General features: G+C 70.2%; 20 protein-coding genes. 7 read left to right on the top strand and 13 right to left on the bottom strand.

The features are described from left to right. Positions 1-72: 72 nt before the first annotated feature. The 10 genes from ACZ34W_RS30425 to ACZ34W_RS30470 all read right to left on the bottom strand — a co-directional run bounded on the left by ACZ34W_RS30425 (position 73) and on the right by ACZ34W_RS30470 (position 10,468). Complete coding sequence (locus ACZ34W_RS30425; protein ID WP_465608673.1) at positions 73-978, bottom strand: amidohydrolase family protein; 906 nt, start codon at positions 976-978, stop codon at positions 73-75. Continuing rightward, entirely contained in the window at positions 975-2,012 is a 1,038-nt protein-coding gene (locus ACZ34W_RS30430; RefSeq protein ID WP_465608675.1) for an aldo/keto reductase, read from the bottom strand. Before ACZ34W_RS30430 ends, ACZ34W_RS30425 begins: the two co-directional genes overlap by 4 nt. Further along, positions 2,009-2,767, bottom strand: a complete 759-nt coding sequence (locus ACZ34W_RS30435) for an SDR family NAD(P)-dependent oxidoreductase (protein ID WP_465608677.1) — start codon at positions 2,765-2,767, stop codon at positions 2,009-2,011. Before ACZ34W_RS30435 ends, ACZ34W_RS30430 begins: the two co-directional genes overlap by 4 nt. Then, a complete protein-coding gene (locus ACZ34W_RS30440) occupies positions 2,764-4,131 on the bottom strand; it encodes an enolase C-terminal domain-like protein (RefSeq protein ID WP_465608719.1) in 1,368 nt (455 codons plus the stop codon). Before ACZ34W_RS30440 ends, ACZ34W_RS30435 begins: the two co-directional genes overlap by 4 nt. A 69-nt stretch (positions 4,132-4,200) precedes the next feature. After that, on the bottom strand, positions 4,201-4,527 hold the full coding sequence (locus ACZ34W_RS30445) for an L-rhamnose mutarotase (protein WP_465608679.1): 327 nt from the start codon (positions 4,525-4,527) through the stop codon (positions 4,201-4,203). Further along, a complete protein-coding gene (locus tag ACZ34W_RS30450) occupies positions 4,524-6,068 on the bottom strand; it encodes a sugar ABC transporter ATP-binding protein (RefSeq protein WP_465608681.1) in 1,545 nt (514 codons plus the stop codon). The genes ACZ34W_RS30445 and ACZ34W_RS30450 overlap by 4 nt, the downstream gene beginning before the upstream one ends. Next, complete coding sequence (locus tag ACZ34W_RS30455; protein WP_465608683.1) at positions 6,065-7,144, bottom strand: ABC transporter permease; 1,080 nt, start codon at positions 7,142-7,144, stop codon at positions 6,065-6,067. The genes ACZ34W_RS30450 and ACZ34W_RS30455 overlap by 4 nt, the downstream gene beginning before the upstream one ends. Then, entirely contained in the window at positions 7,141-8,226 is a 1,086-nt protein-coding gene (locus tag ACZ34W_RS30460; protein WP_465608685.1) for an ABC transporter permease, read from the bottom strand. The genes ACZ34W_RS30455 and ACZ34W_RS30460 overlap by 4 nt, the downstream gene beginning before the upstream one ends. Next, on the bottom strand, positions 8,223-9,311 hold the full coding sequence (locus ACZ34W_RS30465) for a mandelate racemase/muconate lactonizing enzyme family protein (protein ID WP_465608687.1): 1,089 nt from the start codon (positions 9,309-9,311) through the stop codon (positions 8,223-8,225). Before ACZ34W_RS30465 ends, ACZ34W_RS30460 begins: the two co-directional genes overlap by 4 nt. Before the next feature lie 35 nt (positions 9,312-9,346). Continuing rightward, positions 9,347-10,468: a substrate-binding domain-containing protein gene (locus ACZ34W_RS30470; RefSeq protein WP_465608689.1), complete on the bottom strand. Its 1,122-nt coding sequence runs from the start codon at positions 10,466-10,468 to the stop codon at positions 9,347-9,349. Between the two features lie 428 nt (positions 10,469-10,896). Here ACZ34W_RS30470 and ACZ34W_RS30475 point away from each other — a divergent pair, with 428 nt between their 5' ends. The 4 genes from ACZ34W_RS30475 (at position 10,897) to ACZ34W_RS30490 (ending at position 18,227) form a co-directional block, all read left to right on the top strand. After that, complete coding sequence (locus tag ACZ34W_RS30475; RefSeq protein WP_465608691.1) at positions 10,897-13,743, top strand: glycosyl hydrolase family 95 catalytic domain-containing protein; 2,847 nt, start codon at positions 10,897-10,899, stop codon at positions 13,741-13,743. Between the two features lie 379 nt (positions 13,744-14,122). Beyond that, entirely contained in the window at positions 14,123-14,407 is a 285-nt protein-coding gene (tatA, locus tag ACZ34W_RS30480; protein WP_465608693.1) for a Sec-independent protein translocase subunit TatA, read from the top strand. 523 nt (positions 14,408-14,930) lie between these two features. Continuing rightward, the gene (locus ACZ34W_RS30485) at positions 14,931-16,379 is read left to right on the top strand and encodes a discoidin domain-containing protein (RefSeq protein WP_465608695.1); all 1,449 of its coding nucleotides are present in this window, start codon (positions 14,931-14,933) and stop codon (positions 16,377-16,379) included. 381 nt (positions 16,380-16,760) lie between these two features. Continuing rightward, positions 16,761-18,227 carry a glycoside hydrolase gene (locus ACZ34W_RS30490; RefSeq protein ID WP_465608697.1) on the top strand — a complete coding sequence of 489 codons (1,467 nt, stop codon included), beginning with the start codon at positions 16,761-16,763 and terminating at the stop codon, positions 18,225-18,227. A 756-nt stretch (positions 18,228-18,983) separates the two neighbouring features. Here ACZ34W_RS30490 and ACZ34W_RS30495 read toward each other — a convergent pair. From ACZ34W_RS30495 to ACZ34W_RS30505, 3 genes are read right to left on the bottom strand one after another with little or no spacing between them, the layout of a single operon-like run. Beyond that, the gene (locus ACZ34W_RS30495; RefSeq protein ID WP_465608699.1) at positions 18,984-19,742 is read right to left on the bottom strand and encodes an SDR family NAD(P)-dependent oxidoreductase; all 759 of its coding nucleotides are present in this window, start codon (positions 19,740-19,742) and stop codon (positions 18,984-18,986) included. Next, a complete protein-coding gene (locus tag ACZ34W_RS30500; RefSeq protein WP_465608701.1) occupies positions 19,739-21,085 on the bottom strand; it encodes an enolase C-terminal domain-like protein in 1,347 nt (448 codons plus the stop codon). Before ACZ34W_RS30500 ends, ACZ34W_RS30495 begins: the two co-directional genes overlap by 4 nt. A 31-nt stretch (positions 21,086-21,116) precedes the next feature. After that, on the bottom strand, positions 21,117-21,968 hold the full coding sequence (locus ACZ34W_RS30505; protein WP_465608703.1) for a fumarylacetoacetate hydrolase family protein: 852 nt from the start codon (positions 21,966-21,968) through the stop codon (positions 21,117-21,119). Between the two features lie 528 nt (positions 21,969-22,496). Here ACZ34W_RS30505 and ACZ34W_RS30510 point away from each other — a divergent pair. Genes ACZ34W_RS30510 through ACZ34W_RS30520 form a run of 3 tightly spaced genes read left to right on the top strand, consistent with a single transcriptional unit; the run spans position 22,497 to position 26,178 of the window. Beyond that, complete coding sequence (locus ACZ34W_RS30510) at positions 22,497-23,549, top strand: sugar ABC transporter substrate-binding protein (protein ID WP_465608705.1); 1,053 nt, start codon at positions 22,497-22,499, stop codon at positions 23,547-23,549. A 57-nt stretch (positions 23,550-23,606) separates the two neighbouring features. Next, the gene (locus ACZ34W_RS30515; protein WP_465608707.1) at positions 23,607-25,154 is read left to right on the top strand and encodes a sugar ABC transporter ATP-binding protein; all 1,548 of its coding nucleotides are present in this window, start codon (positions 23,607-23,609) and stop codon (positions 25,152-25,154) included. Further along, positions 25,138-26,178, top strand: coding sequence for an ABC transporter permease (locus ACZ34W_RS30520; protein WP_465608709.1), 1,041 nt, complete (start codon positions 25,138-25,140; stop codon positions 26,176-26,178). The genes ACZ34W_RS30515 and ACZ34W_RS30520 overlap by 17 nt, the downstream gene beginning before the upstream one ends. The last annotated feature ends 210 nt before the right edge of the window (positions 26,179-26,388 follow it).

Below are 26,388 nucleotides of genomic sequence, written 5' to 3' on the forward strand. Positions count from 1 at the left end.
GCACGGACCGGGTGTGTGAACGCGATGTCTGCGGGTGATGTCCTGGGCCGGTCGTCGGGCCTGCGGAAGGCGTCACGGGCTGTAGCGTCCCTGCGACGGTATCCGGGCCGTGGACCGCGTCGGCGGCCTCAGCCGGTAGACCCGGCCGGCCGTGGCTCCGAGGACCAGGGCCCGCTCGCGGGCGTCGAGGCGGGAGATCAGGCGGTGCGTGGTGTCCACGACCGTGGCGTAGTCGGCGGCCAATGTGCACACGGGCCAGTCCGAGCCGAACATCACCCGGTCCGGGCCGAAGGCGTCGAGGACCGTGTCGGCGAAGGGGCGCAGGTCCTCGATGTCCCAGCGTTCCCAGTCGGCCTCGGTGAGCAGGCCCGACAGTTTGCAGGAGACGTTCGGTTCGCCGGCCAGGGTGCGCACGCGGCTCGCCCACGGCTGGAGTTCCGCCACCGCGACGGCGGGTTTGCCGGCGTGGTCGAGCACGAACCCGAGGCCGGGCAGACGACGGGCCGCGGCGGTGGCCGCGGGCAGCTGGTGCGGCAGGACGAGCAGGTCGTAGACCAGGCCGGCGTCGGCGACCGCGGCCAGTCCCCGCAGGACCTCCGGGCGAAGCAGCCAGTCGGGGTCGGGCTCGCCCTGGACCTGGTGGCGCACGCCCACCAGATACTCACCGCCCGGCAGCTCACGCAGGCGGGCCAGCCGGTCCGCCACGTCGGCCGCGGTCAGGTCGGTCCACCCGACGACCCCGGCGACCAGCGGCGCCGCGGCGGCCTGGGCCAGCAGCTCCGGCGTCTCCTCCGCGACCGAGACCGTCTGCACGACAACGGTCGCGGCGACCGCGGCCCGCTCGGCCTGCGGACGCAGGTCTGCCAGACCGAAACTGCGCCTCAGCGGTGCGAGGTCGTCACCGGTGATCCACTCCTGGTCGCGTACGGCCAGGTTCCACACGTGGTGGTGGGCGTCGACGATGATCGGTTCGCTCATCGGTTGCTCCTCGGGTGGGGCCCGCCCGCGGGCGGCGGGCCGGGTGGGACCGGTACGTCCACAGGGAGCAGACCTTCGGCGCGCAGGTCCTGCCACAGCTCGTGGGGGATCGGCCGGCTGCTCTGTTCGACGGCGTCGGTGACCTCTTCGGGCGTGCGTAGTCCGATCAGGACGCCGGCGACGGCCGGGTGTCCGAACGGGAAGCGGGCGGCGGCCGCCCGCAGGGGCACACCGTGCCGTTCGCAGACCTCCTGCATCCGTCGGGCGCGTTCTACCAGGGAGGCGGGGGCGGCGGTGTAGTCGAAGGTGGCGTCCGGGCGCGGGTCGGCGAGCACGCCGGAGTTGAACACCCCGCCCACCATCACCGAGACGCCACGTTCGCCGGCCGCCGGGAGCAGGTCCCGGAGTGCCGTCTGGTCCAGCAGCGTGTAGCGGCCCGCGACCAGGACGATGTCGACGTCGGTGTCGCGGACGAAGCGGGCCAGTGGTTCGCAATGGTTCATTCCGGCGCCGATCGATCCGACCAGGCCTTCGGCGCGCAGTCGTTCCAGTGCCGGGTAGGCCTCGTCCAGCGCCTGGTCCAGGTGGTCGTCCGGGTCGTGCAGGTAGACGGTGTCGACGTGGTCCAGGCCGAGGCGGGTGAGGCTGTCCTCCAGGCCGCGGCGCACGCCGTCGGCGGAGAAGTCCCACACCCTCCGGTGGGTGGCCGGCACCGCGAATCCGTTGGCGAGGTCGTCCCCCGCCGGGTCGGGGACGGGTTCGAGCAGCCTTCCCACCTTCGTGGACACGGTGTACTCGTGGCGCGGCAGGGGCGCCAGGAAGGCGCCCAGCCGGCGCTCGGACAGTCCCAGGCCGTAGTGCGGCGCGGTGTCGAAGGTCCGGATGCCGTGGTTCCAGGCGGCGTCGATCGCGGCGGCGGCCTGCTCGTCGCTCGTCGGTGCGAAGAGGTTGCCGATGGCCGCAGCGCCGAAGGCCAGGGGCGAGGTCCAGGCCCTGCTGCGTCCGAGGGGCGCGCGGGCCGCGGCGGCGTTCACGATGCCACCGGCCTCAGGCGCAGGCCGGCCATGCCTCCGTCGACGGCCAGGGCCGTGCCGGTGACGGAGCCGGCCGCTGGCCCCGCCAGGTAGACAACGGCGGCGGCGACCTCCTCGGAGGTGACCAGACGTCCGTGCGGCTGGCGGGCACACAGTGCGGCGCGCTCAGCCGCCGGGTCACCGGCGGCCTCCAGGAGCCGGCCGACCCAGGGCGTGTCAACGGTACCGGGGTTGACGCAGTTCACGCGGATCCCCTCCCGGACGTGGTCGGCGGCCATCGCGAGGGTGAGCGAGAGGACCGCTCCCTTGCTCGCGGAGTAGAGGGCGCGCCGGGGCAGGCCGGCCGTCGCCGCGATCGAGCAGACATTGACGACCGAGGCGTGCGCGGAATCGCGTAGATGGGGCAGCGCGGCGCGGGTGACACGGACGAGTCCGAGGACGTTGACGTCCAGCACGGTGTGCCACTGGTCGTCGGGGTTGTCCTCGACCGTGCCGGCTGCGCCGATCCCCGCGTTGTTGACGAGGATGTCCATCCCGCCGAGAGCGGCCGCGGCATGTTCGATGCCGGCGCGTACTGAGGCGTCGTCCCCGACGTCCGCGCGGATGCCGGTGAGAGGTTGTTCGATGCCGAAGGGCTGGAGGTCCAGGACGGCGACCCGGGCGCCGCGCTGCGCGAGGAGTCGGGTCGTGGCCAAGCCGATGCCCGATGCCCCGCCGGTCACGACGGCTCGCAGGCCGGTCAGTTCGGTCGTCATGCGGTCGCCTCCGAAGTGGCCCGCGCCGGTTCGCCGAGCGGGGTCGCCGCGCCGTCGCCGGCCCAGAAGACGCCGTCGGGGTAGGTGTAGGTGGCGACGGAGTCGGCGAGCATGGTGGCGGAGAAGCCGGGTGCGAGCGGTGCGGTGTAGTGGCCGTCGCGGATGACGACCGGATCCACGAAATGCTGGTGGAGGTGGTCGACGTATTCGACGGCCCGGTCGGTGGTGGTGCCGGACACGGCGACGAAGTCGAACATCGACAGGTGCTGAACGAGCTCGCACAGTCCGACGCCGCCTGCGTGGGGGCAGACCGGGACGCCGAACTTCGCGGCGAGCAGCAGGATGGCGAGGTTCTCGTTCACGCCGCCGACCCTGGAGGCGTCGAGCTGGAGGATGTCGACGGCACCGGCCTGGAGCAGTTGCTTGAAGACGATGCGGTTGTGGACGTGTTCGCCGGTGGCGACCTTCACCGGGGCGACGGCGGCGCGGATGGCCGCGTGTCCGAGCACGTCGTCGGGGCTGGTCGGCTCCTCGATCCAGTACGGGTCGAACTCGGCGAGGGCCTTGGTCCACTCGATCGCGTCGCCGACGTTCCATCGCTGGTTGGCGTCGATGGCCATCCGGATGTCCGGGCCGATGGCGGCACGTGCGGCGCGGCAGCGGCGGATGTCGTCCTGGAGGTCGGCCCCCACCTTCAGTTTGATCTGGGTGAAGCCGTCGGCGACGGCCTGCCGCGCGAGGCGGGTGAGCTTCCCGTCGCTGTAGCCGAGCCATCCGGGCGATGTCGTGTAGGCGGGGTATCCGTGTTCCAGCAGCCGGCGCCGGCGTTCCTGGTAGCCGTGGCGGCCGCGTACGAGCAGTTCGAGGGCCTGCTGTTCGGTGAGGGCGTCGGTGATGTAACGGAAGTCGACCTGGCTCACCAGCCACACGGGGTCGGCGTCCGACAGGAGCTGCCACAACGGCTTTCCCTCACGCTTGGCCGCGAGGTCCCACACGGCGTTGACGACGGCGCCGACGGCCATGTGGATGACGCCCTTCTCGGGGCCGAGCCAGCGCAGTTGGCTGTCGCCGATGAGGTCGCGGTTGAGTGATCCGGGGTCGGCGCACAGGGCGGCGACGGGTCGGCCGACCACGTGGCGGCGCAGCGCGTCCAGTCCTGCGACCAGTACCTCATTGCCCCGTCCGATGGTGAAGGCGAAGCCGTGGCCCTCCAGGCCGTCGCCCGCGTCGGTGCGCAGCACGAGATAGGCGGCGGAGTAGTCGGGGTCGGGGTTCATCGCGTCCGAGCCGTCCAGTTCGCGGGAGGTCGGGAAGCGGATGTCGTAGGTGTCCAGCGCGATGATCCGGGCGGGGTCTGGGGGCAGTGGGGGCAACGGGCTTTCCTCTCACACGTGCGGGACGGTCGGGGGGAGGGGGGCAGGGCGGGGCGGAGGTCATTCCATGTGGAACACCTGCTCCGTCGGCGCCCACCACTGCCCCGGTGCGGCGTCCGCCACGGGTTGCTGGCAGGGGGCCGTGAGGTGCCACCACGCCCGGGTCGCCTCGTCGGCGGCTATCCGGGCCGTGTCGGCGACGAAGTCGTCGCCGTGGTAGTCGAAGCAGCCGATCAGCAGGTCCCCGCGCAGGTGGATCGAGTAGTTCCTGATGTGACAGGCCCGCAGCCGGTCGAGGACCGGCTGGGGGACGGCGCGGTGCAGCGCGCGGTAGTCGTCGGCCTTCTCGGGCCGGATCCGGATGACCTGGACGATGCGGCGCGTCACGGCTCGGCCCTCGCCGGGACCGTCTGGGCCGGTCGGTCGTGGATGAGGCGGATGATCTTCTGGCTCATCCATTCGTAGACGTGGTCGTTGGGGACCTCGCCGCGGACGCGGTGGTCGGCCATGACGACGACCCGGTCGGCCAAGGTGATCATTTCGGCGAGGTCGCTGCTGATCAGCAGGATGGGCAGGCCCTCGCGGGCCAGCTCCCACAGGAGCTCGTGGAAGCCGTGCTTGGTGCGGACGTCGATCCCGACGGTGGGTTCGTCGACGACGAGCAGGCGGGTGTCGGCGGCGAGCCATTTGGCCAGGCTGACCTTCTGCTGGTTGCCGCCGGACAGTTCACCGGCGTTCTGCGCGAGGCCGGAGATCCGGATGCCGAGGCGGTCGACGAGTTCCTGGGCGATGGCGCGCTCCTGGTGGGCGGAGACGAAACCGAGGGCTTTGGAGATCGACTTCCACACCGTGACGCCGATGTTCCGGCCGACCGGCTGTTCCAGGAAGACGCCCTCCTCCTTGCGGTTCTCGGTCAGGTAGCCGATGCCGTGCTCGTGCAGGGCCTGGCGCGGGGAGCTGATCCGTACCGGTGTGCCCTGGACCAGGATTCGGCCGGCGGTGACCCGGCCGAGTCCGAGGACGGCCCGGACGAGTTCGCTGCGTCCGGCGCCGACGAGTCCGTAGAGGCCGACGATCTCGCCGGGGCGGACGTCCAGTGAGATGTCCCGGTGCCCGTCGGCGGTCGCGAGCCTGTCGAGCGAGAGCACGGGGGCGGCGGTGCGCTCCACCGCCGGCCGCGGGCGCATCGCGGTCGCCGCGTGGGCCCGGCCCACCATCAGCGTGACGATGTCGTCGTGCGTGTGCTGGGCGAGCGGCGAGGACGTGAGCACCGACCTGCCGTCGCGCAGCACGGTGACGGTGTCGCAGATCGCGAAGACCTCTTCGAGTTTGTGGCTCACGAAGACCACGCAGGTGCCGCGGGCCGTCAGCCGCCGGACGACCTCGAAGAGATGCTCCGCCTCCTGAGGGGAGAGTGACGCGGTGGGTTCGTCCAGGAGGAGTACCTGGCTGTCGGTGTGGAGCGCCTTCGCGATCTCGACCAATTGCTGCTGGGCGACGGAGAGCTCGCGGACCGGCTGGTGCGGGTCGAGGTCGAGCCCCAGCTCCCCGAGGCAGCGCAGTGCGGGGGCGGTCATGGCGTCGCGGTCGATGAGGCCGCGGCGCGAGGGCGGGTTCTGCAGGGTGATGTTCTCCGCGACGGAGAAGTCGGGGATGAGGTTGCGCTCCTGGTGGACGACGCCGATGCCGGTGCGGGTGGCGTCCAGCGGGGAGCGCAGCTGGATCTCCTGGCCGCGCCAGGTGAGCCGGCCGCCGTCGGGCAGGTGGACGCCGGTGAGGGCCTTGATCAGGGTCGACTTCCCCGCGCCGTTCTCGCCCAGCAGGGCGTGCACGGAGCCCGCGGTCAGCCGCAGTGCGACTCCGTCCAGGGCCCGGACTCCGGGGAACAGCTTGACGATGTCGTGGCATTCCAGAAGGACGTCGTTCATCGGGTCCCTCCCGATCCCGGCCGGGCGGCGGCGCCGGCCCGTGGTCGCGTGTCCGCCGGTGGCGCCGGAGCGCGGCCCCGCGTCCCGCGCTTCTTCTCCTGCCGGCTCTGCTGGACCCGCCCGCCCATGACCGTGCCGAGCACGACCAGGCCGATGAGGAAGTTCACCCAGCTCGGGTCGAGCGAGAACTGGGCCCGCGCGGCGTCGATCAGCCGCATCACGAACGCCGCCAGCACCGTGCCGAGGACCGCGACGGATCCGCCCGTCAGGCCGACCCCGCCGATGATCGGTGCTGCGAAACTCGGCAGCAGCCAGTCGCCCCCCACGCTGCGGTTGACGCCCGGCAGGGACGCGGTGGCCAGTACGGCGGCGGCACCGACGAGCAGACCGGACAGGGTGTGGGCGAGGACGATCTGACGGTTGGTGGAGATGCCCGACAGGCGGGCCGCGAGCGGGTTGCCGCCGGCCGCGAGCAGCCGTCGCCCTGCGGTGGTGCGGTAGACGAACGCCGCGAGCAGCACGGCGCCGATGAGCGCGGCGCCGAAGACGAGCGGGACGTTGAGCGGGGCGGCCCGGCCGAGGTCCTGGAGGCCCCGGGAGTACCCGTCGACGGTACGGGTGCCGACGAGCCGGTACTGGGCACCCAGCAGGATGGTCATGGAGCCGAGCGTGACGATGAAGCCGTTGATCTGCGTCGCCACGATGAACACACCCGTCACCAGGCCGACCAGGGTGGCCGTCAGCACGCCCGCCGCCACGGCCAGCGGCGCGGGTACGCCGTTGTCGGCCATCAGCACCCCCATCAGGCAGGCGCTGAAGCCTCCCAGCGCGCCCACGGCGAGGTTGAGCTGGCCGACGCAGAGCGCGACCATCTGGGCCAGGCCGATGAGGACGGGGGTGGCCAGGTACTGGAGGAAGGTGCGGACGGAAGGGCCCTCGAAGAACGCGCCGGCCGACGTGATGCCCAGGACGAGGTACCCGGCGAGGACGACGCCGAGCAGCGTCATCGTGGTCGAGCGGGAGAAGCGGCGCAGCAGTGCGCCGGTGCGGGCGGCCCGTTCGGTGGTCGTGGTCATGTGGAGCGCACCACCTTGCGGTAGGACACGACGGTGCGCACGCGGTCGGCCGACAGGGCCAGCAGCAGGACGCAGCCGAGGTAGATGTTGAGGCTTTCGAGGCCGACGCCGAGCAGGTCGAGGCCCTTGCGGATGACGCCGACGAGGGAGGTGCCGAGCAGTGCGCCGATCACGGAGACGACGCCGCCGGTCAGCAGGGTGCCGCCGAGGACGGCGCCGAGGAAGGAGGGGAGCATGAAGTCGTCGCCGATGGAGGCGCGGAAGGTACCGGTGCCGACCGCGGCCATGAAGCCGGCGAGTGCGGCGAGCAGGCCGGACAGTGCGTGCGCGAGGACGATGCGCCGGCCGGTGGGGATGCCGGACAGTTCGGCCGCCGCGGGGTTCGCGCCGGTGAGGAGGAGTTCGCGGCCGAGGCGGGTGCAGCCGTAGAGGAACCCGAGCCCGGCCAGGGCGAGCAGGGTGAACTGGATGACCTGCGGCACGGCGGGCGTGCCGCACACCGGGCCGACGCAGAGGTCGGCGAGGGAGGCGGAGCGCAGCTCGGCGAGCCCGGCCGGCCTGGTGGTGAAGGCGGCGTTCTCGGTCAGGGCGGAGTAGAGGAGGGAGACCAGGCCCAGCAGGGCGAAGTCCATCGCCAGGGTGACAACGAAGGAGCTCACGCCGGTGCGGGCGATGATCCAGCCGGACAGGGCGCCGATCGCGGCGCCGGCGGCCAGGCACAGCAGCAGGCCGAGCGGCAGGGGCAGGGCGAGCCGGTCGTAGCCGAATCCCGCGAACATCGCGCCGAAGGCGGCCATCCGGCCGACGGCGAGGTTCATGTGACCCACGGACAGGACCACCATCTGCGCGAGCGCCACCACGGTCAGCGTCGCGATGTCGCGCAGCAGCGGGAAGAGCACGAGCCGTTCGTCGAGGAAGGCGGGCCGCAGCGCGCCGAACAGCGCGACGAGGAGCAGGGTCAGCACGAGCAGGCCGAGCCGCTGGTTGACCCAGAACGGGAGCCGGTGTGCCTTGCGGGGAGGTTCGGCCTGCTCGTCGGGGTGCGTCGTCGCGGTGCCGGGCGGCGCGGTGGGGGTGCTCATGCGACCCTCCGGTTGTCGATGGCGTCCATGTCCCAGTCGATCCCGATGCCCGGGGTGTCGGGGGCGACGGCCATGCCGTGGTGGACGGCAAGTTCGGAGCGGGTCACGGCCCGCAGTTGGGGGATGTACTCGACGAACGCCCCGTTGGGGACGGCGGCGGCGAGGCTGACGTGCAGTTCCATCAGGAAGTGCGGGCAGACCTGGATGTTGTGGCTCTCGGCCAGGTGGGCGACCTTGAGCCACGGTGTGATGCCACCGACCCGGGCGGCGTCCACCTGCACGATGGACGCGGCGCCGGCCTCCAGGTAGGTGCGGAACTGCGCGAGCGAGTACATGGACTCACCGACCGCGACGGGGATGCGGGTGGCGCTCGCGAGTCGTGCGTGGCCGCTGATGTCGTCCGCCGGCAGGGGTTCTTCGAGCCAGTACGGGTCGTAGGGTTCCAGGGCCCGCGCGAGCCGCAGCGCCGAGGAGATGCGCTGGGACTGGTTGGCGTCGGTCATGATGTGCAGCGACGCACCGACGGCCTCGCGGACGGCCCGCAGCCGCTCCGCGTCCTCGGCGGCGTCGGGCTTGCCGACCTTGATCTTCACTCCGGCCCAGCCCGACTCCCGGGCCGTGAGCGCCGACTTGACGAGTTCGTCGGTGGTCAGGTGGAGCCAGCCGCCCTCGGTGTCGTAGACGGGGACCTGTCGGCGATGGCCGCCCGCCAGCCGCCACAGCGGTTCGCCGGCGCGCTTGCAGCGCAGGTCCCACAGGGCCGTGTCGACGGCCGCGAGTGCCAGGGAGGTGATGGCACCGGTGGTCGTCGCCCGTGTCACGGCGAACAGCCGCTGCCACAGGGCCTCGACGTTGCGCGCGTCCTGTCCCCCGAGAAGGGGGAGCAGGTGGTCGTTCAGCAGGCTCAGGACGGAGCTTCCCCCGGTTCCGATGGTGTAGGAGTAGCCGGTTCCTCGGAGCCCGTCCGTGGTCGCGATCTCGACCAGGATCGTCTCCTGCTTGACGAACGCCTGGACGGCGTCCGTGCGGTCCGCCTCCACCGCGATGTCGGCGAGAAGAGCGGTGGCGGTCGTGATGGTGGTCATCAGACGAAGCCCGATCTCTGTGGTGGGGGCGGTGGTCAGCGGCAGGTGAGGATGGTGTCCGCGAACTGCACCTTGAGCTGTTCCGTCTTCGCCTTGCGGTCGGCGTCGTAGGTGTCGACGGTCTGCTGGGTCACGATGAAGGAGCCGGAGTCGACGATCGCGCCGGGATCGCGCACCGTGCACTGCTTGGTCTGCAGCAGGGCCAGCGCCCAGGAGCCGACCTCCGCCTGGCCCACCGGGTTCTGTACGACGGTCGCGGTGACCGTGCCGTCCTTGATCGCGCTGAGGATCTTGGGGTCGTCGTCGATCGCGACGACCTTGGCCTTGGAGCCGGTGGTCTTGACGGCGTCCGCGGCGGCGACGGCGGGGTTGTAGGCGGTGGTGACGATGCCGTTGATCTGGCTGCCCTTGGCGGCGAGCAGGTCGGAGACCGCCTTCTGCGCGGTCTGGAGGTCCTTGTCGATGTCGGTGACGGTCTGCAGCAGCTTCACCTTGCCGCCGCTCTCGTCCACCGCCTTGGCGACCCCCTTGATCCGCAGCTGGGTGTTGGCGTCCACGTTGTTGCCGGTGAGGTGCACCAGGGTGCCCTGGCCGCCCATCGCGGCGATCGCGGCGGTGGCCGCCCGGTACGCGGCGAGGGAGACGTCGGTCGACAGACAGAAGTCGGCCTTGTTCGAGCCGCCGGCCGGGCAGGAGGCGAGGGAGGCCACCGCGAAGCCCTGGGACTTGAGGTCCGCGAACGTCGTGTTGATGTCGGTGGGCGAGACGCCGAAGATGCCGAAGGCGTTGTAGCCGCGTGCGGCGAGTGTCGAGAGCAGGTTGTTCTGCTTCTGCTGGTCCCACTCGGAGGTCTCGTCGAAGGTCACGTCACCGAGACGGAGGGCCGTTTTCGCGGCGGCGCCGGTGCTCTTCCACGGCTGGAAGTACGGGTGCGCTCCGCCGGGGACGAGGGCGATCTTGACGCCCGAGCCGTCGGCGACCTCCGGCGTGCCCTTGCCCGTGCCCGTGCCCGTGGCCGCTGCGGGTGCCGCGGAGGTGGCCGGGGCCGGGCTGTCAGCGGGCTTGTCCGCGCTCTTCACCGTGCACGCCGCGGAACCGGCCAGCAGGGCGACGGCGGTCAGAGCCGCCGTGGCGGACGAAGTGGATCTGAGTCGCATCGCGACCTCCAGAATCAAATAGGATTTGGTGGAGCGATGTTCAGTCAGCCATGCCGTCGCGTCAAGGGTCTTGACGCAACCGTGTCCTGCAAGTCCTCCGCGATGCCACCCCGGAGCTCGGGTGAGCGGGCCGAACCACCTGGCGTAGTCGCAGGAAAGCGCTGTGATAGAGCCCGAGTAGGCGCCTGTGCTCCGCTGTCGGCCACCCATTCGCCGCAGAGCGCGTCGCCACTGCGTGCCCGCAGCCGGCAGCTTGATCCGGCTCTTCAATGACTCAAGGCGAAGCCCTTGATCATATAGAAAACTTCTGTCCAACTCGTTGACATCCACGTCTCCCGGGACTCCACTTGCGTCCCACGGGCACTACCTGGCGGGCATCGCGTCCGAGATGCCACCCACCCCGCCGCACTCGTGAGGAGTTCCGAGCCATGTCCAACGGATCCCCCGCCCAGCCACCGGCCGACGACCGGGGTGCGATGTCGCGCCGAAGCGTCCTGCGGGCCTCCGCAGCCATCGGCGCGCTGTTCGCGATGGCCTCGCTGCCGGAGTTCACCCCGAGGGCCGCCGAGGCCGCCGACGTCCCCCGCCCCACCGCGTCCCTGATCCCGGACAGCGAAGCCGTCACACTCTGGTACACGGCGCCGGGCACCGAGGCCAACCTCATCCGGGAAGGCCTGCCGATCGGCAACGGCCGGCTCGGCGCGATGGTCAGCGGCGATCCCTCCCGGGACGTCCTCGTCCTGGCCGACGCGACCCTGTGGACCGGCCATGCCAACACCACCCTCCAGTCCGACGGCCAATTCCCCTACAGCACAGGCAACTTCGGCACCTTCGGAATGCTGGCCAAGGCATATCTCGACATCCCCGCCCACACCACCGGCGCGATCACCGGCTACCGCCGCACCCTGGACCTGAGCAACGGACTGGTGGCCGCCACCTACAAGCTCGGCAGCGTGACGTATCGGCGGGAGGTGTTCTCCAGCCACCCCGACGACGTCATCGTCATCCGCCTCACCCAGAGCGGCGGCGGTACCTACACCGGATCACTGACCCTCACGGGAACCCGCGGCGAGACCGTGACCGCCAACGCGGGTGCCGCGGAGGCCTCCTTCGCCACCGCCCTGCCCAACACCCTCAGGTACGCCACCCTGATCAAGGCCGTCGGCACCGGCGGTACCGTCTCCGCGACCGCAGCCAAGGTCACGTTCGACCACTGCACCGAAGTGGTGCTCATCCTCTCCGGCGGCACCAACTACAAGGCCGACCGCTCGGTCCAGTACAAGGACACCGCGATGGTGCCGCTCACGGTCGCCCAGGGGAAGGCCGTCCAGGCTGCAGCCGCCACGGGCGCGCAGTTGCTCTCCACTCACGTGGCCGACTACCAGCGCCTCGACCAGACGATGACGCTCAACCTCGGTGCCTCCACCCCCGCACAGCGGGCGATGGCCACTCCCGCCCGACTCACCGCACGCGCCGCCGCCGGCTCCGCACCCGACCCCGAACTCGAAGCCTCCTACCTCCGGTTCGCCCGCTACCTGACGATCACCGGCTCACGCACCAGCCTCCCCACCAACCTCCAGGGCTTGTGGGTCACCACCAACACACCGCCCTGGATGAGCGACTACCACACCAACATCAACCTTCAGATGAACTACTGGCTGCCCGACCGAGCCGGTCTGCCGGAATGCTTCGACGCCCTCACCGACTACTGTGTCGCCCAGCTGCCCGGCTGGCAGGCCGCCACCCAGAGCCTCTTCCAGGACTCGCGCAACTACTTCCGCAACACCTCCGGCAGGGTCGCAGGCTGGACCGTCGCCACGACGCTCAACATCTGGGGTGGCAACGGCTGGCGGTGGCACCCGCCCGGCAACGCCTGGCTCTGCAACTCGCTGTACGAGCACTACGAGTACACCAAGGACACCGTCCACCTCGCCAGGATCTACCCCCTGCTCAAGGGTGCGTGCGAATTCTGGGAGGCCCGCCTCATCACCACGACCGTCCCGGACCCCACCACCGGCGGCACCCGCCAGGTCCTCATCGACGACCAGGACTGGTCCCCCGAGAACGGCCCGCTAAGTCAACGAGGCATCACCTACGCCCAGGAACTGGTCTGGCAGCTCTTCAAGAACTACCGGGCCGCAGCAGCCGTGCTCAGCCGTGATGCCGGCTACGCCTCCACCATCGCCGGACTGCAGGACAAGCTGTACCTGCCCGAGGTCAGCGCCACCACCGGCTGGCTTGAGGAGTGGATGACCGACGCCAACCTCGGCGAGATCAAACACCGCCACCTGTCCCCGCTCGCAGGCCTCGCCCCCGGCGACCGCATCAACCTCCAGGACGCGTCCGTCCCCCTGCTCATCGGTACGACCAATCTACTCGAGGCACGCGGCCTGCAGAGTACCGGCTGGGGCAGCGCATGGCGGGCCATGTGCTGGGCCAGACTGAAGGGTGGCGAGAACGCCTACCAGAGCATCCTCGCCGTTATGCGACCGCAGACGAGCGGCGGCGCCAGCGCGATCAACATGCTCGACATGTACACCAAGGATGTCTTCCAGATCGACGCGAACTTCGGTACCCCGGTCGCCATGATCGAAATGCTGGTGCAGTCCCGCCCCGGACGCGTCGAACTGCTGCCCGCGCTGCCCGCCGCATGGCCCACCGGCTCGTGCGCCGGCGTTGGCGTGCGCGGTGGCCTGACCCTCGACATGACCTGGGCCTCCGGCCAGGTCACCGCTGCCACACTCCGCGGTGCCCCCGGCCGGTCCACCAAGGTCGCCTATGGCACCTGGAGCCAGATCGTGACCATCCCCGCCAGCGGGTCAGTGACTGTCACCCCACCCGTTCAGCACCCCGTGTATCAACTCATCAACCGGGCGAGCGGCCTCGCGCTCCACGTGACCGCCGCCTCCACCACGGCGGGAACCGGCATCATCCAATACACCCCCGGCAGTGCCAGCCACGAAAGATTCAGCTTCGTCCCCGTCGGTGGCGGTAAGTACGAGATCTACACCACCCACAGCACCACACCGCTGGCCTGGGAGATCTCCGGCGGTACCTCCGACCCGGGCGCCAAGCTCATCCAGGCGGACCCGTCCCACGACACCAACCAGCAGTGGACGATCGCCGAAGCGGCCGACAACCACATCACCATAACCTCCGTCCGCAGCGGCAAGGTGCTGGGAATAACCGGCGACTCCACCGCCGTGGGAGCCACAGCCGAACAGCAGAACCCCAACGGCGGCGCAGGCCAGCAATGGCGCCGCATCAGACGATAGCTCCCAGGCGTGGCGCCGCCCGTCCGCTGCTCCGAACAGAGGGCATCCGGAAGACGGCACAGCGAACCGGTGCACCCGTCAGACCCCGCGACCGCGGCAGGTCGTGCTGCCAAGTCCGCATCGACGTCCCGTTCCAGTCACCGCGTGGCGGTGGCCAGCTCATGTCACACCTGCGCCGCCAGGCACGGCAGCCGGCGCCGTACCTCGCACACCGGCACCCCTCCACCAGTTCTGAGGCCGATCAGGCGACCTGACGAGGTCACAGCTACCTGGCTGTGACCGCGCCGCCTCGGGGCTTGACCCTGCGTCGGGCACCGCCTGTCAACCGCTCGGGCGGTGTGGGACCAGCCCCGCTTCGACAGTCCAGGAGACGATGTCCATGTTCCGCAACGGTCTGGAGCCTTGGCACCTCATCATCATGCTCGCCGTGATCGTTCTGCTCTTCGGTTCGAAGAAACTCCCCGAAGCGGCGCGCGGGATCGGCAAGTCCCTGCGCATCCTCAAGGCCGAGACCAGGGCCCTGCACGAGGACACCCCCGTAGACCCCACCACCGCAACCAGTCCAGACACCCCGGACACCACGATCCCGGCCATCTCCCCGCCGTGCCCCGAGGCGCCGCCCACCAGCCACACAGCGAGCACCCACCACCCCGACACCCCTTGACCGGGCCGTCCGAACCTGACGGAACTCCCGGTCCCGGCGCTCCAGTGAAACACCCCGCACCGGAACGTCCGTCGAGCGTGCACCGTCCGCGGAATGCTGCGGCGCCTTCATCCCCACCACCCCTGGTGGCCAAAGAATCCGGGACCAGGCTGAAGGCACGGGTCCGGAACACCCCCCGAGTCTCCGGTGCCCCGCCGCGACACACATAGGCGCCGGCACCTGGCGTCACGGCGGAGCCCCCGCACCCCATCAGCCAGACCGACGACTCCACCGCACACCAGACCAGCGACGGCCAACCGAGGTAGAGCCGGTGCCACACGAGGAGACCCGCTTCCATCTCACGAACGTCGGTCGCAGCACCAAGTGGGTGAACGAATTTCCCACTCGTCCAGAAGAGGTAGCCATGCCATCCAGGATCACTGTCCGAACGGCCGGTCGCGCCGTCTCGGCGCTGCTGACAGGGTCCGCCGCGCGGACCGCCAGGAGCACTGCGGCGACGAGACGACGGTACGGGCCCACGCTCGTGTCCATCACACTGCTCGTCGCGATGGGGCTGTTCTCCGCCCAGTCGGCTCCCGCCTCGGCCGACACCCTCACCCGGCCACCGAGCGCGGCCAGCCAGGTTCCGTACAACCTGGCAACCGACGCACCGGTGCTGATCGTACTCGGTCAGTCCAACGCCACCTACGCCCCTTCCATCACGGACGCGGCGGACGTGGCGCTGTGCGGCGACATGCCCAATGTCAGAGGGTTGCGCCGGGACCCCAACCGCCTGGCCGGGGCCACCTCCGCCACCTGGAGCGACTACACCTGTGCTGAGACCAATCTCGGCTTCCAGTCCAACGGCGGGCTCACCTACAACCTCGCCGCCGTCTTCGCGATGCGCTGGCAGCGTGCGATCAACGCGGGTGCCACGCTGCCGGATCTGCATATCGTGCACATCGCGTACGGCAGTCAGGGGATCTCCCCGCTCGACGCCCCGAACGACCGCTGGTGGCCCGGCCGGGCGCCGACCGATGTGGAAAGCCTGTTCCCCCTCACGATGAACACGCTGGCAAACGCGCTGGGGAGCCTGCGGGCGGAGGGCAAGAACCCCCGGGTGATCGGCCTGCACTGGAACCAGTGGGAGGCCGAGGCGTCAGTGAAGTCGATGACGAGCGCCACCGAGGTCAAGGAGGCGTTCGGCCGCGTCCTCAAGTCGTTCCGAACCGTCACCGGCGGCGCGCTCTACCCGGTCTACGTCTACCACCCCCGCTCGACCAGACTCGATGCCACCACCACGCAGTACGTGACTGAAGGGCTGACGCAACTGGTCAACGACCCGGCGCCGAACCCGTTTCAGATGCTCGACGCCGCCGACGCGACCACCGCGGCCGGCGTGCACCTGTACCTGCCGACCGCCGCACCCACCTACGGGATCTTCAGGACCGACGCTCTGCACTACACCCGAGCCGTGCACGAGTGGTTCGCCGATCAGCAGTGGAAGGCCGTGTTCACGGACCACGGTTACGGAGCCCCGGTGCCGGACCAGGTCAACGTGGCACGGGGACGGCCGGCCACCCAGTCCTCGACCTGGGGAGGGGTGGCGGCGGCCCGGGCGGTGGACGGCAACACCGACGGCTCCTGGTCGGGCGGGAGCGTCAGCCGCACCAACACCGACGCCCAGGCGTGGTGGCAGGTCGACCTCGGTACGACGCGTCCGATCAACACCATCAGGATCAACTCCCGTACCGACTGCTGCACCGACAGTACGAGCGACTTCTCGGTCCTCGTCTCGGCAACGGACATGACCGGACGCAGCTACGCCGATCTTCGCTCCGATCCCGCGGTCTGGCGGTACGACGTCACGGGCGCCGCGCCCGCGCAGTTGACCGTGCCCGCCGGCACCCAGGGCAGGTTCGTCCGCGTCCAGCTCGCCGGCACCAACTTCCTCTCGCTCGCCGAGGTCTCGGTCTACACCTCCGCGAACTGACCACCACCACAAAGCGGCTGTCCGCCTCGAAGAGCTCGGCGAGGCGGACACTCGAACCATCTGTCCCTGAAGCTCGGAGACGGGGCACCCCACCCCTCGCCTGCAGTCCAGCGCAGCGAGTACCGGACCACCGCGCCGCGGGACTCGTACCGCTCTTCACGCCGACATCGGTCCCCGAGACCGGCCAGGGCCGAGCCCGCCCGCCTGACCTGTGTGCGGCCGCATCCGGCACCCGCGCCGACGAGCGGAGCGATCGCCCGCTCGCTCCGCGAGAACATCCAGCCCACCCCCGATGAGCGCTGATCACTCCCCGCTCGTCCCGGAGCTGACCTCGCCCCAGGCAGCCCCGACCAACCCCACCCCCACCACCGGAGGCAGAGCATGACCAATCCCGAGCTCGGCATCAGCCGCCGATCCGTCCTGCGCGGTGCAGCCGTCGCCGGCGCCGGAGCGGTGATCTCACCGCTGCTCAACCTGTCCGCCGCCCAGGCCGCCACGGCCGGCAGCTACACCATCCGCTTCGACCAGCCGCAGAAGCAGACGATCCTCGGCCTCGGCTTCGAGATCCAGTCCGACTCGATCGGCTCGGGCAACAACGGTCTGCCCGAAACGGTCAGCGGCGTGCCCTACGACCTCACGCCCAGTGAACGCACCCGCTTCTACCGGCAGATGGTCATGGGCGGCCGCGGCGACCGGGGCTTCCGCTACTGCCGCCTCGCGCTCGGCCTGTACCACCGCGGCCTCGACCCCACGGGCAAGCACATCATCGACCGCTACGACGGCCAGAGCGCCCTGCTCGCCGACATGATCAGCAATGCTCACATGGAGGGCGTGGCGGCCGAGTACTGGTCACCCGCTCCCGGCTGGAAGAGCAACAACTCCTACATCAAGGGCAAGCTCGCGTCCTTCGACCCCGCGTTCCTCGACCAGCTCGGCGACGCCATGGTCGGCGACCTCGACTACCTCTCCGCCCGCGGCGTGCCCATCTCCATGTGGGGCCTGCAGAACGAGCCGAACGCGTCGACTGCATACTCGTCGTGCCCCTACACGGCCGACGAGTACCTCGAGACCTTCAAGGCCGTCGCACCCAAGATCAAAGCCCATTACCCCGGCACGATGATTCACGCAACCAGCTGGAGCGGCTGGAGCGGCACCTGGGGCCAGGCCATCCTCGCCGATCCCGTGGCCCTGTCCTACGTGGACGCCTGGACGTACCACCACGTCGGAGCGAACAGCAACGCCGAGCTGACCGGGGACTACCACTCCGGTGCGGTGGGAAGGCCCGTCTTCAACAACGAGTTCGAGTACCTGGACAACACGACCAGCGACTGGAAGACGCTCAACACCGCCCAGTCCATCATGAACTGGATGGTGTTCCAGGACGCGCCTACCTGGTTCTGGCTCCATGCCCTCAAACCCACCACCAACGCCGAATCCCCGGGCTACTCGCTCGGCTTCTGGCGCCCGCCGTCCGACACGAACTTCAGCCACTTCCCCGACCTGCCGGTCGGCCACTGGACCTGGAACCCGCAGAACTGGAACGCGGTCAGCGGGTTCGTGAAGTACATGCCGTGGGACTCGGTCCGCTACGGCGTCGACGAGTCGGCGGTTCTGCCGGATCAGCGGATCATGGCCTGGAGAACGCCGCAGGGCAAGCCGGTCTTCGCCATCACCAACCGCTCCGACAGCCCCTTCACCTACACCGTGGACACTCAGACCGACTCCCAGTTCCACGGGGCCCGCTTCGGTCCGTCCAGCAACAACCTGAGCCTCGGCCTCAAGGCCGGCCCGCAACTGACGATCACCGTCCCCCCTCTGTCGATCGAGTTCTGGATCCGCACTCCCTGACCGCCGACACACCATGGTGAGGATGTCTGCGGGCGTCTCCCAGTCGGGGACGCCCGCGCGCATCCACCGGCTGGTCCTGCGCGGCGTGCCTCGAGCCGGCCGTTCACCTGTGGATGACGGGCCCTCCGAGGGAAGCCGCTACTGAGGCCATGGTCTGTCATCGCATCATGTCAGGATTGGGCTTGCTCTGGACGAACATCCCTGATCACGAGCTTCGGTCCTGGAAGGATGATGCCCATCAGGGAGAGCACGAGAAAGCACGTCGGAGTTCAAGGCCGGGATGGTCGAGCTGTGCAGACGCGGCGACCGGTCGGTCGGCCAGGTGGCCAAGGAGGTCGACCTGACCGGGACCGCAGTGCGGGACCGGCTGGAGTAGGCCGAGGCCGACGCGGGCCAGTGGGATGGCCTGACCAGTGACGAGCGCGATGAACGGGCACGGCTGCGGCGGGAGAATCCTCAGCCGCGATGCTCACCGACACCACCAACGCCGCCCTTGACGTGCTGTGTGCGGCCGACGACTCGTGCCTCGCGCAGGCCGCGGCGGGCGGGCGTACCGGTCGGCGAGGACGGGGTGGCCGTAGTGCGGAGCTGTGTCGAAGGAGCGGATGCCGGCTGTCCATGCCGTGGCGAGGGTGGCGTCCGCTTCCTGGTCTCCGACCGGGGAGAACAGGCTCCCGAAGCCGGCGGCGCCGAATGCGAGCCGGGTGACGGCGGTGTCGGTGTGTCCTGGCGGGACCAGCTCCCTCACCGGCCCCCTCACTGCCCGGCCGGGCGCAGGCGCAGGCCGGCCATGCCGCCGTCGACTGCGAGGGAGGTGCCGGTCACCGATGCCGACTCCGGGCCGGCGAGGTAGGCGATGGCGGCGGCGACCTCGCGGGGTGTGACGAGGCGTCCGGTGGGCTGTCGGGCGTTGAGCGCCGCTCGCATAGCCTGCGGGTCGGCGGCGCCGTCCAGCAGCCGCTCCACCCACGGGGTGTCGACCGTGCCCGGCGAGACGCAGTTCACCCGCACGCCCTCCCTGACGTGGTCGGCCGCCATCGCCAGGGTCAGCGCGAGGACCGCGCCCTTGCTGGCCGAGTAGAGCGCGCGCTGGGGGAGGCCGGCGGTCGCGGCGATGGAGCAGACGTTGACGACCGAGGCGTGTGCGGAGGCACGCAGATGCGGGAGGGCGGCGCGGGTGACGCGGGCGAGCCCCACCACGTTGACGTCCAGCACCTGCCGCCACTGCTCGTCGGGGTTGTCCTCCACCGTCCCCACGGCGCCGATTCCGGCGTTGTTGACGAGGATGTCGAGTCCGCCGAACTGTTCGGCGGCGCCTGCCACCGCGGAGCGGACCGCGGCGTCGTCGGCCAGGTCCGCGGCATAGCCGGTCAACGGGCTGGGAATTCCGGCCGGTGCGAGGTCGAGGACCGCGACTCGGGCACCTCGTTCGGCGAGCAGGTGGGCAGTGGTGAGCCCGATGCCGGAGGCGCCGCCGGTGACGATGGCCCGCAGCCCGTGCAGTGCGCTGGTCATGACGCGCCCTCCGTTCGATGCTCTGGCATGCGGTCGGCGGTCCAGAAGGAGCCGCCGGGGTAGCTGTAGGTGTGGATCGACGCCGGGTGCATCGTCGAGGAGAAGCCGGGTTCGGAGGGCGCGGTGTAGTGCCCGTCCTCGATGGTGGCGGGATTCACGAAGTGCTGGTGGAGGTGGTCGACGTATTCGATGACCCGGTTCTCGGTGGTGCCCGAGAGCGCCACGTAGTCGAACATCGACAGGTGTTGGACGAGCTCGCACAGGCCGACGCCGCCGGCGTGCGGGCAGACCGGCACGCCGAAGTGCCTGGCGAGCAGCAGGATGGCCAGGTTCTCGTTGACCCCACCGACCCGGGTGGAGTCCAGCTGGAGGATGTCGATGGCGCCGGCCTGGAGCAGTTGCTTGAAGACGATGCGGTTGTGGACGTGTTCGCCGGTGGCGACCTTGACCGGGGCTACGGCCGCCCGGATCGTGGCGTGGCCGAGGATGTCGTCGGGGCTGGTGGGCTCCTCGATCCAGTACGGGTCGAACTCGGCGAGGGCCTTGGTCCACTCGATCGCGTCGCCGACGTTCCAGCGCTGGTTGGCGTCGATGGCGATTCGGACACCGGGGCCGACGGCGGCGCGGGCGGCACGGCAGCGGCGGATGTCGTCCCCGAGGTCGCCGCCGACCTTGAGCTTGATCTGGGTGAAACCGTCGGCGACGGCCTGGAGGGCGAGCCGGGTGAGCTTCTCGTCGCTGTAGCCGAGCCAGCCGGGGGAGGTCGTGTAGCCGGGGTAACCGTGCCGGCGCAGGTGGGCCTCCCGCTCGGCGCGCCCGGGCCGGGTGGCGTGCAGCAGTTCCAGGGCCTGCTCGGGGGTGAGGGCGTCGGTGATGTACCGGAAGTCGATCTGGGAGACGAGCCATTCGGGTTCGGCGTCGGCCAGCAGCTGCCAGAGCGGCTTGCCCTCGCGTTTGGCGGCGAGGTCCCACACGGCGTTCACGACGGCGCCGATGGCCATGTGCATCACGCCCTTCTCGGGGCCGAGCCAGCGCAACTGGCTGTCGCCGACGAGGTCGCGGCTGAGCGATCCGGGGTCGGCGCACAGGCCGGCGACGGGCCGCCCGACCACGTGGTGGCGCAGGGCCTCGATGGCCGCGACCTGGACCTCGTTGCCGCGTCCGATGGTGAAGGCGAAGCCGTGGCCCTCGCGCCCGTCCCCGGCGTCGGTGCGCAGGACGAGGTAGGCGGCGGAGTAGTCGGGGTCGGGATTCATCGCGTCCGAGCCGTCGAGCCCGCGCGAGGTGGGGAAGCGGATGTCGTAGGTGTCGACGGCGGTGATCCGCGGTATCGGCCGGGGCACGGTCGGTCCCTTCGGGAGAGGAGGATGGAGGTCAGGCCTGGGCGAAGGTCTGGCGTTGCAGGCCGAGGCCGTCGATGGAGAGCTCGACGGTGTCGCCGGGTCGCAGGTAGGGGGTGCCTGGCAGGCCGAGGGCGACGCCAGCGGGGGTGCCTGTGTTGATCACATCCCCGGGATTGAGTACCAGGTACTGGCTGAGATAGCGGATCAGGTAGGGGATGCCGAAGATCATGTTCTTGGTACTGCCGTCCTGGCGGAGTTCACCGTTGACGGACAGCCGCAGGCCGAGTGCCTGCGGGTCGGCGATCTCGTCGGCGGGGACCAGCCAGGGGCCGAGCGGGTTGAAGGTCTCGCAGGACTTGCCCAGGTCCCACTGCGAGGAGAATTCCAGCTGGAACTCCCGCTCGGATACGTCGTTGCTGATGGTGTAGCCGGCGATCACCTCGGTGGCCTGCGCATCGTCCGTGAGGTACCGGGCCCGGCGGCCGATCACCACCGCGAGCTCCACTTCCCAGTCCGTCCGGATCGAGGTCCGCGGGATCAGCACCTCGTCGTACGGCCCGATCACGGTCGTCGGGTCCTTCATGAACACCACCGGGCGGGTCGGGATCGCGGCGCCGGTCTCCTCGGCGTGGTCGCGGTAGTTGAGACCGATGCACACGATCTTGCCCGGGCGGGAGATAGGAGCCCCGATCCTCAGGCCCGTCGCGTCGATCTCGGGCAGCGCTTCCTCCGCCAGAGCGCGGCGGACCCGCGCGATGCCGTCGCCGGCCAGGAATGCGGCGTCGACGTCCGGAGTAAGGCCGCGTAGGTCGAACGTGCGGCGGTCCTTGTCCCGGACTGCGGGCGTCTCGTCGCCAGTGGGACCCAAACGGAGAAGCTGCACGGCAGGGACCCCCTTCAGAGGTTGGGCGCCTACATGCCCACGACCTCAATACATCTGATGAATTACTGGGAAGCCTGACCATACGATCGACCCTCGGCAAGTGCAAGAACCTGTGCGCGCCATGCGAGGAGAGAGCCGCGAAGATCAAGACAACTAGCTCTTTCATCAGTCGTGTTAGGGGATCAAAGCTGGTGTCTAGGTTACGGTTGGGATTCGTCGAAGCACGTCCCTTGTAACGATGCCGACCTGCTCCTAGAGTCCTCTCCACCGAAAGCCATCCGATGAATCCGTCTGGATTGCCGGAGCTCTCGGCAGCCCGGGGCTTCGGCCCCGCCGACACGGTCCGGGTCCGCCCTGACACCGGCACCGCGCCGGGCGGCGGCGCCGGTGCCCCGGATGAGGGCTGGGCCACCGGCGCCGCCCGCCCCCTCGCGCCGACGCCGTCTCCCGCCCGCAGCACGGGTGTTCGGCCCCCTTTCCGACGCCACCCGCGGTGGCGCGGCCAGCTCAGTCAAGGAGACCCGCACCATGAACGCTCGCATCCCCCGCACCACGGCCACCGCAGCCGTAGTCCTGCTGCTGGCCGGCCTCGGCAGCGCCTGCAACCGCGGCAGCGAAGTGACGCCCTCCGCCGACGGCACGGCCAAGCCGGCCATCGGCATCGACCTCCCGCGCGCCGATTCGGACTTCTGGAACTCCTACGCCCAGTACGTGAAGCAGGGCGTGGCGGCCCAGGGCCTGAACGCCCTGCCGGTCAGCAACTCGCAGAACGACGTCACCAAGCTGGTCGCCAACGTCCAGGTCTTCCAGAACACCGGAGCCAAGGCCGTCGTGATGGCCCCCCAGGACACCGGCGCGATCGCCTCCACCCTGGATCAGCTCGCCGCGAAGAAGATCCCCGTCGTCAGCGTCGACACCCGCCCCGACAAGGGTCAGGTCTTCATGGTGGTGCGCGCCGACAACAAGGCCTACGGCACCAAGGCCTGCGAGTTCCTCGGCAAGCAGCTCGGTGGCAAGGGCACGGTCGCCGAGTTCCAGGGCGCGCTCAACTCCATCAACGGACGCGACCGCTCAGAGGCGTTCGCCGCCTGCATGAAGACCAGCTTCCCCGGGATCCAGGTGATCGAGCTGGCCACCGACTGGAAGGGGGACGTCGCCTCCGCCAAGCTCCAGTCCACCCTGGCCGCCCACCCGGACCTCGGCGGTATCTACATGCAGGCCGGCGGCGTCTTCCTGCAGCCCACCCTCGCCCTGCTCCAGCAGAAGGGCCTGCTCAAGCCGGTCGGCGAGGCCGGTCACATCGCCATCGTCTCCAACGACGGCATCCCGCAGGAGTTCGACGCCATCCGCCAGGGCCAGATCGACGCCACCGTCTCCCAGCCCGCCGACCTCTACGCCAAGTACGCCCTCTCCTACGCGAACGCCGCCGCCCAGGGCAAGACCTTCAAGCCCGGCCCCACCGACCACGACTCCACGATCATCGAACTCCCCAACGGCCTTGAGGACCAGCTCCCGGCCCCCCTGGTGACCAAGGACAACGTCGACGACGCGAGCCTGTGGGGCAACAACGTCGGCAAGTGAACCTGCGGGCGGCGGTCGCACCGGCCGCCGCGATCCCCAGCGGAAAGGAACCTCACCATGGCGGACAGCCGCCCGGCGGTCCCGGTCGTCGAGGCACACGGCATCACCAAGCGGTTCGGTGCCACCATCGCCCTCGCCGACGCCCACCTGACGGTCGCCCCCGGCGAGTCCCACGCCCTCGTCGGGCGCAACGGCGCCGGCAAGTCGACCCTCGTCTCCGTCCTCACCGGCCTGCAGAACCCGGACGCCGGCACTCTGCGCTTCAACGGTCAGGCGGCACCCGCCCCGGGCGACACCGATGCCTGGCGCTCCCGGGTCGCCTGCGTCTACCAGCGCTCCACCGTCATCGGCTCCCTCACCGTCGCCGAGAACCTCTTCCTGGACCGGCAGAGCGACCGGACGCTGCGCCCGATCGGCTGGCGGCGCCTGCGCGCACGCGCGACGGACCTGCTGGCCGAGTACGGCGTGGACGTCGACCCCGCCGCCCGCGCCGGCCGACTCACGGTCGAGCAGCGACAGTTCGTCGAGATCGCCCGGGCACTGTCCTTCGGTGCCCGGTTCATCATCCTCGACGAGCCGACCGCCAAACTCGACGCCCACGGCATCGGCCGGCTCTTCGCCAAGCTCCGCGAACTTCAGAGCCAGGGCGTCGCGTTCCTGTTCATCTCGCATCACCTCCAGGAGGTCTACGACCTCTGCACCACGGTCACCGTCTACCGCGACGCCCGACACATCACCACCACCCCCGTCGCCGGCCTCGACCACCACGCCCTGGTCGAAGCCATGACCGGTGAGAGCCGCACCACCGACGGCGGGGCGCAGCCGCTCTCAGGGCCCTCGCCCGATGCGCCGAACCTGCTCGAACTCGACCGTCTCACCCTGCAAGGAGCGTACGAGGACCTCACGCTGACGGCCCGGGCCGGCGAGGTCCTCGGCCTGGCCGGCGCGGCCGCCAGCGGCAACGTGCGGGCCGGCGAGACCATCGCCGGACTGCACCGCCCCACCGCGGGCCGAATCACCGTCGCCGGCCGACCGGTCCCTACCGGCAGGGTCCCGGCCGCACTGGCCGCCGGCGTCGGCTTCGTCCCCGAGGACCGCCACGTCCAGGGTCTGGTCCCCAACCGCAGCGTCGCCGAGAACGCCACCCTCACCGTCGCCAATCAGCTCGGCCCCCTCGGCACCGTCCTGCCCTCCCGGACCAGGGCCTTCGCCGAACGCATGATCGCCGACCTGGACATCAAGACACCCGGGCCCGGCACCCCGGTGGACGCCCTGTCCGGCGGCAACCAGCAGAAGGTCGTCATCGCCCGCGCCCTCGCCACCCGCCCGCACGTCCTGGTGGCCATCCGGCCGACCAACGGCGTCGACATCAAGTCCAAGGAGTCCCTCCTCGGCACCGTCCGCAAGGTGGCCGACGACGGCAGGACCGCCCTGATCGTCTCGGACGAGCTGGACGACCTGCGGGTCTGCGACCGGGTGGTGGTCATGTTCCACGGCCGGATCGTCGCGGACTTCCCCCGCGGCTGGAGTGACGAACAGCTGGTAGCCGCCATGGAGGGCATGGCAGGCGCTGACACGAAGGAAGGCCATGTCCCCCTTGACTGAACTGAACTCCTGCTCCACCACGGCCACGACCGCCGTCACCTCGACCACCCGGCCGGGCCCGAACCTCGCCCGCTACCGCGATCTGTCACTGCTACCCGTACTGCTGCTCCTCGGCGTCATCGGCTTCATCGTTTCCCCCGCCTTCCTGACCTCGGACAACCTGCTCGGCGTCGGTCAACAAGCCACCGAACTCAGCCTCCTCGTACTGGCCGAGGCACTCATCCTGATCGCCGGACGGATGGACCTCTCACTGGAGTCCACCATCGGCGTCGCCCCGGTGATCGCCATCTGGCTGGTGCTTCCCACCCACGGCGACCGGTTCAACGGCCTGGGCCTCCTCCCCGGCTGGACCGCCGTCCCCCTCTGCCTGCTGCTCGGAGCCCTGATCGGCGCCGCCAACGGCTTCCTGATCCTCAAGCTGCGCCTCAACGGCTTCATCGTCACCCTCGGCGCCCTCACCCTGCTGCGTGGCCTGCAGATCGCGATCTCCCAGGGCCAGTCCATCGTGAACCTCCCCTCCTCCTTCACCTACCTCGGCCGGGCCTCCTGGCTCGGCGCCCCCGCAGCCATCTGGATCTGCGCCACGCTCTTCCTGCTCGGCGGCGCCGCACTGGCCTGGCTGCGACACGGCCGCGCGCTCTACGCCATCGGCGGCAACGCGGAGGCCGCCCGCGCGGCCGGAATCCGGGTCGACCGGATCACCTGGGCCGTCCTGATCACCGGCAGCGTGCTGGCGGCCTTCGCCGGCATCCTGTTCACCGGCCACTACGGCTCCGTCTCGGCGGACCAGGGCAGTGGCTGGATCTTCCAGGTCTTCGCCGCCACCGTGATCGGCGGCGTCAGCCTCAACGGCGGCCGCGGCACCCTCTTCGGCGCCCTCACCGGCGTCCTCACCCTCCAGCTCGTGGTCAACGTCATGACCCTGGCCGGCGTACCCCCGCTGTGGAACCAGTTCCTCAACGGCGCCATCATCATCCTCGCGCTCATCGTCTCCCGCTTCGCCTCCGGCGAGAAGCAGGAGTAGCAGGCCACCACCATCACCACCGCAACGCTACGGACGGCCGTCCGGCCGCCGGACCACCCCGGCATCCCCATGCCGAACCATAGATCCGACCCCTGGGCCTTCGCCGTCCCACCCTCTCGAAGCCAAGCCAACGCAATACTGGCTGCCACCAGGCCTCAGCGTTGCGAATCCACAGCTCCACCGCTGTCCAACGGCATTCCCCTCCAGGGA

The organism is Kitasatospora sp. NPDC022856, assembly GCF_055561235.1.